The following is a 13,293-nucleotide window of genomic DNA, read 5'->3' as shown; positions in this document are numbered from 1 at the left end:
AACGATGACCGATGTACGCACACCTGCTGCCGAAAATCCCGCTGTAGACCGCACACGCAACAACGAAACCGCCCACAAGGGCTGGAGCAAATTCGACACCACCTGGATGCTCGGCCTGTACGGCACGGCCATCGGTGCCGGCACCTTGTTCCTGCCGATCAACGCCGGTGTCGGCGGCTTCTGGCCGTTGCTGATCCTGGCGTTGCTGGCCTTCCCGATGACCTTCTTCGCTCACCGTGGCCTGACCCGCTTCGTGCTGTCGGGCCGCTCCGGAGACATCACCGAAGTGGTGGAAGAACACTTCGGCATCGGCGCCGGCAAGCTGATCACGCTGCTGTATTTCTTCGCGATCTTCCCGATCCTGCTGGTGTACAGCGTGGCGCTGACCAACACCCTGAGCAGCTTCCTCGAACACCAGTTGCACATCGCCCCGCCGCCGCGCGCGGTGCTGTCGCTGGCGCTGATCCTCGGCTTGATGGCCATCGTCCGCTGCGGTCAGAGCGTGATCGTCAAAGCCATGAGCGTGCTGGTCTATCCGTTCGTCGCCGCGCTGCTGTTGCTCGGCATCAGCCTGATTCCGAACTGGAACGGCGCATTCTTCGCCAGTGCTCAGGAACCGATGGAAATGTCGGTATTCCTCAAGACCCTGTGGCTGGCGATCCCGGTGATGGTGTTCTCGTTCAACCATTCGCCGATCATTTCCGCCTTCGCCGTCGACCAGAAACAGCGCTACGGCGATCAGGCCGAACGCAAGAGCAGCGGCATCCTCGCCATGGCCCACGGCATGATGGTTGTGACCGTGATGTTCTTCTGCTTCAGCTGCGTGCTGGCGCTGTCGCCGGCGGATCTGGCAGCGGCCAAGGCGCAGAACATTTCGATCCTGTCGTACCTGGCCAACCATTTCCAGACCCCGGTCATCGCCTACGCCGCGCCGCTGATTGCGCTGGTGGCGATCACCAAATCCTTCCTCGGCCACTACATCGGCGCCAGCGAAGGCTTTCAGGGCATGATCGTCAAAAGCCTGCGCAGCCGTGGCCGGGTGATGTCGGCGAGCTGGCTGAACCGTGCGACCGCGCTGTTCATGATCCTCAGCTGCTGGGCCGTGGCAACCTTCAACCCGAGCATCCTCGGCATGATCGAAACCCTCGGCGGCCCGGTGATTGCCTGCCTGTTGTTCCTGATGCCGATGTACGCGATCCGCCGCGTGCCAGCCTTGCGCCAGTATTCGGGCCAGGCGTCCAACGTCTTCGTGGTGCTGATCGGCCTGATTGCACTGTCAGCGATCATCTACTCGGTTCTGCCCTGAAACGGGCCGCAAACGAAGAAGGCGAGCCATGGGTTCGCCTTCTTTTTGGCCGGTTTCATTGTTCGACAATATTCCCGGCATGTCCCTTGCTACATCGCTGAAGGAGACGGGACCACGGAAGGGCCGATGGTCAGGTTTGGCGAACCAACCCGATCAAGGCCGGTCAACAACTGCACGTTCAATCAGGCGGTGACGCATCATGGACAATCCTTTTCAGATCATTACCGATGCCTTCGCGCCGGACTATCAGATCAACCTGAGCATTCAGGGCCTCGACGGCAGCATCATGCTGACCCTCTCCAATGGCGGCCGGATCGTCGCCAAACGGATGATCAGCGCCGAACAACGCAATGACCCCAAGCGCCTCAAACGCCTGGTGCAGAGCATTCAATTCGGCATCGCCATCGAACAGGGCCATAGCGCCATGGCAATCCTCGACGCCATGACCCGCGGCGACGGAATCACGCCGCCACCGCGTCAGGCCAAACATCAGCCCCGGCCAGTTGCCGGCCTTTAAAGTTCGCCCTTCTCCACTTCCGGATGTTCACTGGAACCCGTGCCGATCTTGCGGTGCGGGTTCTCGATTTTCACCGAAGGGAATTGCGACGAGGCGTAACGCACTACCAGGATCGAAAACGCCAGCAGCAGAATCCCGCCACACAGGTAGATGATGCCCATGTCCGGCGGATTGTGGTGCGAGACGTTGGAGATCAGCAGGCGCGTCAGTGCCGTGATCGCCACGTAGATCAGGAAGCGCACCGGCATGTGGTTGGTCTTGAAGTAAATCCCGACCATCGCCCCCAGTTCCAGATAGATGAACAGCAACAGAATGTCATCGATCTTGATGTGCCCTTCCTCGAGCATCCCGAGAAATTCCATCACCGCCGCCCAGGCGGTCACCGCACCGATGGCGAACAGCGCCAGGTAATGGAAGGTCTCGACGAACAGGTTGCCCAGAGACTCGGCCAGTTGATGCACGTTTTGCCGCAGTTTCTCGGCCCAGTTGATTTTCACGATGAAGGTTCCTTAGCCCGGTTCGAGCGGATGTTGCGCATTGGACGTGACGGTTATTGCGCACGTACGCAGATGCATGCAGAAAAGAGGCCACGCCATCATGGCGAGCCGCCGCGAAACCCGCGCCGTGGCGTTTGGTCGCACCTGTGCGCTGGCGCCAGGCTGACAAAATCCGAATCCGGTCTACATTGAAAAGCCACTACCCAAAGCGCAGGGATTCGCTTATCCTTTTCGCTGTATATAGATACAGTAGTCGCAAAGACAACTTAATGTGAAGGCATGTGAGGTGGTGAATGGCCGTCGAAGTGGTATACCGCAGCAGCCGAGATCTGGAGCGCTTGTTCATGGATAAAGCCGAAGCTGACCGTCATGACAAAATGCTCGAACTGGCCGAACTGTTGGCCGAAGTGCTGGAAAAAGCCGTTCCTTCGTTGAGCGAACAGCAAGTGGAAGAAGTCGGGATCTTCATGGCGAAGAACCGCGATGTGTTCGCCCGGGCGTTCAAGAGCCAGCCTGACGCATTGTCGGAGCTGATCAACGCACCAGCGGCACCGGTTGTGGCAACCGAGCCTGCAGAGGTGGCTGAACCGGCAGAAGCGCCAGCCAAGCCTGCAAAAGCGGCGAAGGCTGCAAAGTAAGCGACACTTGAATTGAATAGCCCCTGAGTTGAAAGACTCAGGGGCTTTTTCATGCCCGGACAAAATCAGCGGTACAACACCTTTTCCGCCAGCTCGTCCGCCACCCGCGCAGGTGAACGCTTTTCTGCCTGGGCGTGGGCGAAGACTTCGGTCAGTCGCGAACTGATCTTCGACAGGTGCGCAGTGATGGTCGTCAGTTCTTCGCCCCGGTGCTTGAGGGAAACGTAGATCAGCCCGCCGGCATTGATCACGTAATCGGGCGCATACAGGATGCCGCGCCGTTCCAGTTGATCGGCGACGTCCAGATGCGTCAGCTGATTGTTGGCCGAGCCCGCCACCGCCGAGCAGCGCAACTGGGTGACCGTGTGGCTGTTAAGCACACCGCCAAGGCCGCACGGTGCGAGGATGTCGCACGGCGTGCTGAGTAACGCGTCGTTGGCGATCGGATGAGCGTTGAGCTGTTCCATCGCCAGTTGCACCTTGCCGTGGTCGATATCACTGACCAGCAGTTCGGCCCCCGCTGCGTGCAACTGCTCCGCGAGCGCAAAGCCGACATTTCCCAACCCCTGAATCGCCACGCGCAAGCCTTCGAGGTTGTCACTGCCCAGCCGCGCCATGGCCGTGGCGCGAATCCCGGTGAAGACACCCATCGCCGCATGCGGCGCCGGGTCGCCGGCCGAGGTGGTGCTGGTGACATGCTGGGTTTGCTGGGCGATGCAATCCATGTCCGCCACTGACGTGCCGCTGTCGATGGCGGTGATGTAGCGGCCGTCGAGTTGATCGATGCAGCGCCCGAAAGCTTCGAACAGAGCGGCGCGGTTTTCCACGTGGGCCGGCCGCACGATCACGGCGACACCTCCGCCCTGGGGGAGACCTGCCAGCGCGGCCTTGTAGCTCATGCCCTGGGCCAGGCGTATGGCGTCCTCGACAGCGGATTCGTCGTTCGGGTAGGCAAGATAACGACACCCGCCCAGGGCTGGCCCGAGACGACTGTTATGAATGGCAATGACCGCCTTCAATCCGGACACCGGATCAACGCTAAGGTGCAGCGATTCCAGGCGAGTGCTTTGCATGAGAGCGAACATCGGCAAGCTCCCGAATCACTTCTGGTAGACGCCAGTATAGGCTTGCGCCTGAAAATTGCTGAAGCGCGCCGGAATAAGCGCCACCACCGATCGGAGGGTTGTGGCATAACCCGATGGCAGAGCGGCCCGGCACTGGACGAATGGCAAAGACGGGGCTAAAACGAGGCATGCCCCGGAGATTTAGATGAGTCCGCGCCAACGTTTCTTCGATTGTCTGCACCGTTCACCGCCCGCGCTGTTCGAAGCCGCGTTGTGGATGGCCGCCGAACACGACAAACAAGCCGATCCCGAAGCGCTGTTGCAGGAATTCAAGGAACTGCAGCAGCGGGTCAGCTATGGCTTGCCGTTGCTGCCGGTCAGCGAGCTGGCGCAACCGCTGCTGCGGCGCATGACCGATCTGGGCTTCGCGCAAGATGATTTCATACCGCTGCGCCCACAGGCCGCGATGGTGCACAAAGTCATGCAGACCAAACGCGGCCAACCGCTGGCGCTGGCACTGATCGCCCTGGAACTGGCCCGTGGTCTGGAGATCCCACTGGTTGGCGTAAACTTCCCCGGCCACTTCCTGCTGAAGGTTCCCGGGGCCGATCACCTGCTCGATCCATGCGGCGGACGGCGCCTGTATCCGAACGATTGCCGCGAACTGCTGCATCGCCAGTACGGCCATCAGATGAAACTCAACGCCGACCACCTGCTGACTGCCGAACCGGTGCAGATGCTTCAGCGTCTTTCACGCAACCTGCGCCAATTGCACCTGACCCACGACGACTTCATCGCGGCGCTGATCGATGCCGAGCGCGTGCTCGAACTGGGCAACGCAAGCGCCGCCGACTATCTGGCGCGGGCCAGTCTGTACCAGCGCCTCGATTGCCCGAACGCCGAGCGTTTCGACCTGGAGCACGCGCTATTGCTCAGTGACGACCCGATTCAGCGACTTCGCCTGACGGAACGGCTGGGGCATCTGCCGCCGAACTCAGTCGTCCACTGATCCCTTGTGGGAGCGAGCTTGCTCGCGAATCAGGCGACGCGGTCGATCAGTCAAACCGCGTTATCGTTCTTCGCGAGCAAGCTCGCTCCCACAGGATTTTGCGCAAGCTGCGAAGGCAAACGCACCTGAATGATCAGCAACGCCGCAATCACTGCCGGAATCGCGCAGAAGAAGAAAATCTGCTCCACCGGAATGTGCATCGCCAGCAACAGGCTGCCGAACAGCGGCCCGAGAATCGAACCGAACCGCCCCACTCCCAACGCCCAGCCAGTGCCGGTGGCGCGCACGTGGGCCGGATAGAAATTGCTGGCGAACGCATTGAGCGTCAGTTGCCCGCCGATGATGCAGAACCCCGCCGCGAACACACAGGCCACCAGATAACGCGGGTTGTCGTGATTCAGGCCCAGCAGGATCGTGCACAGCGCCGCGCCTGCCAGCACGCCGGACAGCAGCCGCACCTTGCTTTTCAAACGGTCGGCGAACCACGCCATGCAGATCGCCCCCAGCGTGCCGGCGAACAGGAACATCGACGTCACCAGATTCGCTTCGTTGAGCTTCAGGCCACTTTCCAGCAGCAGCGACGGCAGCCAGCTGATCATGAAATACAGCAGGATCAGGCTGACGAAAAACGTCGACCAGATCAGCAAGGTCGGGCGGGCGTAACCGTTGCGGAACAACTCCACCACGGTCAGTTTGCTGCCCTGCTCGCGTTCGTTCTGTTCGACCGATGCGGCCGGTGGCTGCCAGTCCGGCAGCATCCGCGCGGTGACTTTGCGCAGGCGTGCATAGGGCGGCGCGTCACGCAGCAATCTTGGCAAGGATTCCGGCAGCATCCACCAGAGAAACGGAAACAGCAGCAACGGCGTGACGCCGCCAGCGAGGAACACCGCTTGCCAGCCGAACCGGTCGATGAAGCCGGCTGCAACAAAACCACCCGCAGCACCGCCGAATGAAAAGCCGCAGGCCGCCAGCGTCACCATCAACGTACGCAGGCGTGGCGGTGAATATTCCGACATCAACGCCATGGCGCTGGGCATCGCGCCGCCCATGCCGATGCCGCAGATGAAGCGCGCGATCATCAGGGTATTCAGGGAGTCGGCGAACACCATCAGCACGGTGAGGCTGGCGTAAATCAGCACGCAGGCGAGCAGAATCCGTCGAACGCCGAAGCGATCGGCCAGCGGCGTCACGGCGAGCGAGCCGAGGGTCAGGCCCAGAAGGTTGGCGCTGAATACCGGGCCGAACGCGGACTTTTCCAGACCCCAGTCCTGCGCCAATGCCGGCACCACGTAACCGAGCACCTGGGCGTCATAGCCGTCGGTGACCAGCAGCAAGGCGAGAAGAATCAGGAGTAACCACTGAAAGCGGGACACAGGACGGGCGTCGAGTGCCGCCCGGAAGCTGGCAATCTGGTTGTGCATCGCAAGGTACCTGTTTTGTTTTTATGATTTTATGGTCACAGCGCAGATCTATTGTGGGAGCGAGCTTGCTCGCGAAAGCGGTCAGTCAGGCGACATTACTCGCGCTGACCCTCCCTCTTCGCGAGCAAGCTCGCTCCCACAGGGGTTACGGGGTGTCCGGCTGATTCGCCGGATGCGCCGCAATGAATGCCGGATGTTCAGAGGCCAGCGCGGCCACTCGACGAATCCGTGGATAGGCCTCCAACGAAACGTTGAACCGCTCGGCCGCGTACAACTGCGGAATCAGGTACACGTCAGCCACACAGGGCCACTCGCCAAAACAGAAACCGCTGTCGCCGATCAACTGCTCCACCGTCGCCAGCCCCTGACTGATCCAGTGGCCGATCCACTCGTTGACCTGCGGTTCGTCATGCCCCAGACCGCGCAGGCGATTGAGCACGCTGACGTTATGCAACGGATGTACATCGCAGCCGATCACCGCCGCCACCCCGCGCACCTGTGCGCGGGCAACAAGGTCATCGGGCAGCAACGGCACCTGTGGATGGCGTTCTTCCAGGTACTCGATGATCGCCGGTGACTGAATCAGCAACTTGCCTTCGTCCGTGCGCAGCGCCGGCACCCGGCCCTGGGGATTGATCGCCAGATACGCCGGTTGCCGATGCTCGCCGCCAGGCGCTGCAATCAGATTGACCGGTAGCGCCTGATAGTCGAGGCCCTTGAGTGCCAGCGCGATCCGCACCCGGTACGACGAGGTGGAACGGTAATAGGTGTAAAGATCCATGACCCGCTCCTGTCAGCGTGCCGCCAGCACGGTGCCACGGCACTCGCCGAAACCGATCGAGGCAAAACCTTCGCGGGCGCAGCGAGCGCGCAAGATGATTTCGTCGCCGTCTTCAAGGAATTTGCGCACTTCGCCGGACGCCAGTTCGATCGGTTTTTTGCCGCCCTCGGTGATTTCCAGCAGGCTGCCGAACTGACCGTTTTCAGGGCCGGACAAGGTGCCCGAACCGAACAGGTCACCGGCCTGCAACTGGCAACCGTTGACGCTGTGGTGCGCGACCATTTGCGCAACGGTCCAGTACATGTAGCGGGTGTTGCTCAGGGTCAGGCGATGGGCCGGCAGGTTTTGCTCGCGCATTTTCTCGGTGAGCAGCAGCACTTCCAGCTCGATGTCGAAGCCACCGCCATCCTGATCGCGCTTGTCGAACAGGTACGGCAATGGCTGCGGATCACCTTCCGGGCGCGCCGGTTGCGCGATGCGGAATGGCGCCAGCGCTTCGGCAGTCACCACCCATGGCGAGACGCTGGTGATGAAGCTCTTGGACAGGAACGGGCCAAGCGGCTGGTATTCCCAGGCCTGAATGTCACGGGCCGACCAGTCGTTGAGCAAGCAGAAACCGGCAATGTGTTCGGCAGCATCGCCAATGGCAATCGGCTCGCCCATCTCGTTGCCCTGACCGATCCAGATTCCCAGCTCCAGCTCATAGTCCAGACGCGCGCACGGGCCGAAGGTCGGCTCGGTCGCACCGGCTGGCAGGGTCTGGCCTTTCGGGCGGCGCACGTCGGCGCCGGAGGCGCGTACGGTGGATGCACGACCGTGGTAGCCAATCGGCACGTGTTTGTAGTTCGGCAGTAGCGGGTTGTCCGGACGGAACAGTTTGCCGACGTTCTGCGCGTGCTCGATGCCGACGTAGAAGTCCGTGTAGTCACTGATACGCGCCGGCAGATGCAGTTGGCAATCGGCGGCCAATGGCAGCAGTTTTGCACCCTGGGCTCCGATGTTGCCGCGATGAGTGCTGCCTTCGCTGAACAGCTCCAGCAGGCGTTCACGCAACGCAACGCGGGCATCGCGGCCGAGTTCGAAGAAGGCGTTCAACTGACCGCCGTGCATGGCTTCGACCGCACTACGCGCGGCGCCGTCGAACAGACCGGCCTCCAGCGCCACTTGCAGATCGAAGATGTGTTCGCCAATCGCCACGCCCGCACGCGGCGCCGAGCCTTCGATGCTGAACACGCCCAGCGGCAGGTTCTGCAGCGGGAATTCGGTGTGACCGTTGGCCGAAGCGACCCAACTGCGGGTGATGGAATTCTGAGTCATGGATTATCTCCGGGTCGGGTCGAACGTGGCGGGCAGCGTGGCCCAGCAGGCGTCGTAAGTGGATTGCAATTGCGGGCAGTCGAGGGCGAAGCGGCTTGGGCGCAGCACCTGACTGGTCTCGAACATAAAGGCCATGGTGTTATCGATCTTCGCCGGTTTCAGGTCCGCATTGATGGCTTTGGTGCAGGTCTCGCCGTCAGGACCGTGAGCGCTCATGCAGCTGTGCAGGGACGCGCCGCCGGGCACAAAGCCTTCGGCCTTGGCGTCGTACTCGCCCTGGATCAGGCCCATGAATTCGTTCATCAGGTTGCGGTGGAACCACGGCGGACGGAAGGTGTTCTCGGCCACCATCCAGCGCGGCGGGAAGATCACGAAATCGAGGTTGGCCAGACCGTGGACGCTGGTCGGCGAGGTCAGCACGGTGAAGATCGATGGATCCGGATGATCGAAACTGACGGTGCCGATGGTGTTGAAGCGGCGCAGGTCATATTTGTACGGCACGTTGTTGCCGTGCCAGGCGACCACGTTCAGTGGCGAGTGATTGAGTTCGGCGCCCCACAACTGGCCGAGGAATTTCTGTACCAGGGTGGTCGGCTGTTGCAGGTTTTCGTAGGCGGCGACCGGGGTCAGGAAGTCCCGCGGATTGGCCAGACCGTTGCTGCCGATCGGTCCCAGATCCGGCAGGCGCAGCGGCGCGCCATGGTTCTCGGCGACGTAGCCGCGCGCTTGCGGATCGAGCAGTTCGACGCGGAATTTCAAACCCCGTGGCAGCACGGCGATTTCCAGCGGCGCCACTTCCAGCACACCCAGTTCGGTGGCGATGCGCAGGCGACCCAGTTGCGGCACCAGCAGCAGCTCGCCGTCGGCGTTGAAGAAAACGCGTTCCATCGAACGGTTGGCGCAATAGTGATAGATGCTGATGCCGGCCGGTTTTTCGGCAGCGGAATTGGCCGCCATGCTCACCAGACCATCGATGAAATCGGTGGGTTCGGTCGGAATCTCCAGCGGGTTCCAGCGCAGGCGATTGGGGGTCACTTCACCCAACGGGCCACCTGCCAGTTGCCGCTCCAGTTTGACGAAGGCCGGATGATTGGCCGACGGCTGGATCCGGTACATCCATGTACGCCGCGCTTCGCTGCGGGTCATGGTGAACGCGGTGCCGGAGAACAGTTCGGTGTACAGACCGTAAGGGGCTTTTTGCGGGGAGTTCTGGCCGACGGGCAGTGCGCCGGGCAACGCTTCGGAGCTGAATTCGTTGCCGAAACCGGACTGGTAAGCCAGGGCTGAATCGAGGTTCATGGAGCCTCCTGAACAGGGAGTCGGCATGGCCGGACGCTCTGGATCAGAGGTCTTGGCACGCCGGGGTTATTTTTATCGTAATTCAATTACGCATAACGTAATTTGCTCGCTATCCAGCGTCAAGCTATAAAGACGCCCATTCGTTCCGGGACACGGCAGCACCATGGAAAAATCCAGCGACAGCAACGGCAAACAGAAAGTCCGCTCCGCCGAAGTCGGCACCGACATCCTCAAGGCCCTGGCCGAGTTGTCGCCGTCCACTTCGCTGTCGCGTCTGGCCGAACATGTGCAGATGCCGGCGAGCAAGGTTCACCGTTATCTCCAGGCGTTGATCGCCAGCGGTTTCGCCGAACAGAACACCGCCACCAACCACTACGGTCTCGGCCGTGAAGCGCTGCGCGTGGGTCTGGCCGCACTCAACAGTATGGACGTGCTGAAAGTCGCCGCCCTGCCGCTGGCCGAGTTGCGCGACGAACTCAACGAAACCTGTTTCCTCGCGGTGTGGGGCAATCAGGGCGCGACCGTGGTGCACATCGAACCGGCGGTGCGCGCGGTGACGGTGGTGACGCAACTGGGCTCGGTGTTGCCGCTGCTCAGTTCCTCCACCGGCCTGGTCTTCGGCGCCTACCTGCCGCATCGGGAAACAGACGAATTGCGCGAACAGGAAATCGCCAGCGGCGGCCATCCGCTCGCGGACGAAAAAGCCTATGCGACGTTGTGCGAACAGATCCGCGAACGCGGTCTGCACCATGTCCACGGCTTGCTGATGCCCGGCGTCGATGCCCTGTCGGCACCGGTGTTCAACGCCCTCGGGCAGGTCGCGGCAGTGTTGACCATCGTCGGCCCGACCTCGCTGTTCCACGCCGACGAAAACGGCCCGGCGGCGCAGCGGTTATTGGCGGCGACGCGGGCCGTGAGTTGGCGGATGGGGCATGACGCCCGCTAGTCAGTTGACTTCAGCCGGTTACAGCAACAACGTCTGGCTATTGCTGGCCGACTCTTCCTTCAGGATCTCTTCGAGCAGTTCCTGAAAACGCTCGTAGCCAAGGCTTTGGCCAGTGGCCGAAGCCACCAGACCGACGACAGTGTTGGCATCGCCCAGAAGCTGAATCAGGGTCTTCTGAGCCTTGGTCGCTTCTTTTCCTCCGGGAACCAGAGAAGCCAGGTCCAGCAACGCATCCTTGAAATGGTTGAAAGCTGTTGCTCGATCTCCGTACTTGTAAGCCTGGGCTCCCTCAAGAACATTCCTGGTAATCTGCACGGCCGAAAGCGCCAGCCCCACCGGTGGAATAACCATGCTGACGACCGTTGCAGCCAGGACAGCCGTGTCATAAACAAGCTTTCCGATAATTTCGCCGAAGCTGGTCGTTTGTGCGTCCACATCGGATATGACCCGCTCTATGCGTGCGTTGTAACTTGCTCGCAACGACTGCACACGGCTGTTCATCTCAAGGACGGGCGGGCTTTCGGAGATGTTCTTGAACTCGATGTTATTGACGAAAGTCCCGATGATCGGCTGCTCGATGTATTTGACCCGTTCATAGAAATACTGGCCGAGAGCGTTTTCCTTGATCGACGCAAAGAGCTGATTCATCGGGCGGTAATGGATACCGTCGGGTGCGTTAGGCGTGTAGAGAATTTCGGTGACTTTTCCGCCCTCTACCAATCTGAAAACATAGACGCCTTCAATCAGACAGCGCTTTAAATGCAGTTTGAATACAGCGCTGTATTGCACGTTGGTGACGGTTTCTCCATAAGGAGGAAACGATGGATCCGAGGCCTTGTCCAGCCCTGCAATCAAACGATTCAACTGTTCAGCCAATCCACTGGACATCTCGCCGGCAAACTGGCTGGACAATACCGCCCGGTACATCTCGGCTTGCTGCATTCTCAAATGTATTTCCCGCTTCAGCTCATACGCCGGATGTTGATTGTTCAGATAAACCGAACGCAACATGGCAATGTACTTTTCTCCCGGTCGCAATGTTCGGGACCAGCTTGCCAAATGACGAATATCAAGATTACGCAGTGCTGGATGGCCCGCCTTTACACGAAAGCGCGGAAAAACGCCTACCAGTTCGCCATCCCTTTCATGCGCATAGAATGGCGTCTCTTTGATAATGATCCGGGACAACGTAACTTCTTCACCCTGCTCCAGCTCGACAATAATGTCATCCGGATTGACTGCGACGATTTCTCCAGATGCTTTTAGCAAGGCTTCAATGTTCTGTTTTATGAGATCACGGCAAAAAGTCTCATAAGGAACGATGCCGGCTTCACGAGCGTTGACGATATAAAGGGCTTTCAACTCGGTGTTCAATCGAGCGAAACGCTGACGAAGATCGGCAGGCGCGTTTCGGTAACCCGCCGGCTGTACAAGACTCTCCTGGGCCAGATCCCAGGAAATCTGATAGAAAATCGCCTCTGCGAGAATGCCCTCCGGCGCCTCAGGCCATTCGTAGAAGGTTGTGCCTTTCCATGCGCTCGGAAGTTGCTGAAGCTGTTTCACATATTTGGACAATGCCCCCCTCTCCTGAGGATGCGCCTGGGACGTCAGATAGCTCACCCCATCATCGGTCCTGACCCAGCCGGCCACCTGAAACTCGAGTTCGCGAATATTGGGGAACGAGTACCAGTCCCTGCCATCCGGCGAGCCGGGAGCGTACAAGGCACAGGGCCCATAGGGATTGCTCTTGTGCTGGAAAACAATCAGATCCCTGAAACCATGCCGGTAACCCTTCAAAACGAACGCCGATGCCGCAATGCTGCGATCCCCCTGAAGGAAGCGCTCGACCATTTCCATGCTCGACTGATTGAGGTGTCCCTGCAAAGTCGCCGAAAACACGCTGAAAGCAATGCGGGTTCCCAGGGCTCCCAACAATGCGACTTGCACGCCGTAATCATCAAAGGACTTTCGAAGCGCTTCAAAGTAATCCGATCGGATATCCACACCAGATAACCAGTTTTCCACGCGTGCTTGAGTCAAGCCTGAAGGAACATGACCTTCAAACTTCATTTCAGACCGGTTGTTCTGATCATGCAGACCGAACAGCGCGAGCTCCAGTAACGAACGTTTATCCTCTTGAACGAGCGTGCGCCCTGCGACCTGAGTCTTGAAGCGGGAAAGTACACTGACACGTTCTGGATCAATCTGTGTACCCAATGCACTGTTGATCCATTCTTGAACACGTGCACAGGCATAGGCTTTCAAAGATGCCGACTTGCCCAGCAGTCGTCTGAGTTCGGCCTCCTGATCAGTCATTTGCTGCATCAGGTGTTCATACTTCTGTTGATTGTTCGAACTGGTGCCTGCGAGCCATTGGGGCCGAAAACCGAGGTTATCTTTTAAAAGATTCATTGAGAGTTCCTTGCAGCATCAACAACTAAATGACACAACGCCATTTATTCATGCAACAAAGCTAACGCTCAACGACCCCAACTAAA

Annotated in this window: 11 protein-coding genes and 1 pseudogene; 5 read left to right on the top strand and 7 right to left on the bottom strand. The window is 59.8% G+C overall.

The genetic code is table 11. From position 1 onward, the window contains the following. Positions 1-4 precede the first annotated feature (4 nt). Positions 5-1,306, top strand: coding sequence for an HAAAP family serine/threonine permease (locus tag CAF63_RS14490; RefSeq protein ID WP_085685808.1), 1,302 nt, complete (start codon positions 5-7; stop codon positions 1,304-1,306). Between the two features lie 199 nt (positions 1,307-1,505). Next, entirely contained in the window at positions 1,506-1,823 is a 318-nt protein-coding gene (locus CAF63_RS14485; RefSeq protein WP_085685807.1) for a DUF3509 domain-containing protein, read from the top strand. On the opposite strand, the gene CAF63_RS14480 is transcribed toward CAF63_RS14485, so the two are convergent. Beyond that, positions 1,820-2,320 carry a phosphate-starvation-inducible protein PsiE gene (locus tag CAF63_RS14480; RefSeq protein WP_007957255.1) on the bottom strand — a complete coding sequence of 167 codons (501 nt, stop codon included), beginning with the start codon at positions 2,318-2,320 and terminating at the stop codon, positions 1,820-1,822. The two genes, CAF63_RS14485 and CAF63_RS14480, sit on opposite strands and share 4 nt — an antisense overlap. Before the next feature lie 293 nt (positions 2,321-2,613). On the opposite strand from CAF63_RS14480, the pseudogene CAF63_RS14475 reads away from it, so the two are divergent. Beyond that, a pseudogene (locus CAF63_RS14475) lies at positions 2,614-2,871 on the top strand (YebG family protein); the annotation flags it as partial. Between the two features lie 152 nt (positions 2,872-3,023). Here CAF63_RS14475 and CAF63_RS14470 read toward each other — a convergent pair. Then, a complete protein-coding gene (locus CAF63_RS14470) occupies positions 3,024-4,043 on the bottom strand; it encodes a Glu/Leu/Phe/Val dehydrogenase dimerization domain-containing protein (RefSeq protein ID WP_085685803.1) in 1,020 nt (339 codons plus the stop codon). A gap of 184 nt (positions 4,044-4,227) precedes the next feature. Between CAF63_RS14470 and CAF63_RS14465 the strand changes: the two genes are divergently transcribed. Beyond that, positions 4,228-5,031: a SirB1 family protein gene (locus tag CAF63_RS14465; protein ID WP_085685801.1), complete on the top strand. Its 804-nt coding sequence runs from the start codon at positions 4,228-4,230 to the stop codon at positions 5,029-5,031. 50 nt (positions 5,032-5,081) lie between these two features. Here the strand turns inward: CAF63_RS14465 and CAF63_RS14460 are convergent, their stop codons facing one another. The 4 genes from CAF63_RS14460 to hmgA form a co-directional block, all read right to left on the bottom strand. Beyond that, positions 5,082-6,452, bottom strand: a complete 1,371-nt coding sequence (locus tag CAF63_RS14460; RefSeq protein ID WP_085685799.1) for an aromatic acid/H+ symport family MFS transporter — start codon at positions 6,450-6,452, stop codon at positions 5,082-5,084. Positions 6,453-6,597: 145 nt separating this feature from the next. Continuing rightward, positions 6,598-7,233 carry a maleylacetoacetate isomerase gene (gene maiA, locus CAF63_RS14455; protein ID WP_085685797.1) on the bottom strand — a complete coding sequence of 212 codons (636 nt, stop codon included), beginning with the start codon at positions 7,231-7,233 and terminating at the stop codon, positions 6,598-6,600. Positions 7,234-7,245: 12 nt separating this feature from the next. After that, the gene (fahA, locus tag CAF63_RS14450; RefSeq protein WP_085685795.1) at positions 7,246-8,550 is read right to left on the bottom strand and encodes a fumarylacetoacetase; all 1,305 of its coding nucleotides are present in this window, start codon (positions 8,548-8,550) and stop codon (positions 7,246-7,248) included. A gap of 3 nt (positions 8,551-8,553) precedes the next feature. Continuing rightward, on the bottom strand, positions 8,554-9,849 hold the full coding sequence (gene hmgA, locus CAF63_RS14445) for a homogentisate 1,2-dioxygenase (RefSeq protein WP_085685793.1): 1,296 nt from the start codon (positions 9,847-9,849) through the stop codon (positions 8,554-8,556). Between the two features lie 163 nt (positions 9,850-10,012). On the opposite strand from hmgA, the gene CAF63_RS14440 reads away from it, so the two are divergent. Further along, positions 10,013-10,795 carry an IclR family transcriptional regulator gene (locus CAF63_RS14440; RefSeq protein WP_085685791.1) on the top strand — a complete coding sequence of 261 codons (783 nt, stop codon included), beginning with the start codon at positions 10,013-10,015 and terminating at the stop codon, positions 10,793-10,795. Positions 10,796-10,813: 18 nt separating this feature from the next. Here CAF63_RS14440 and CAF63_RS14435 read toward each other — a convergent pair whose 3' ends face one another. Continuing rightward, complete coding sequence (locus tag CAF63_RS14435; protein WP_085685789.1) at positions 10,814-13,207, bottom strand: dermonecrotic toxin domain-containing protein; 2,394 nt, start codon at positions 13,205-13,207, stop codon at positions 10,814-10,816. Positions 13,208-13,293 lie beyond the last annotated feature (86 nt).

The organism is Pseudomonas sp. B20(2017) (assembly GCF_002113125.1).
Taxonomy (GTDB): Bacteria; Pseudomonadota; Gammaproteobacteria; order Pseudomonadales; family Pseudomonadaceae; genus Aquipseudomonas.
Note: the sequence above shows the minus strand (reverse complement) of the source record. Positions and strands in the feature narration are given on the sequence as shown.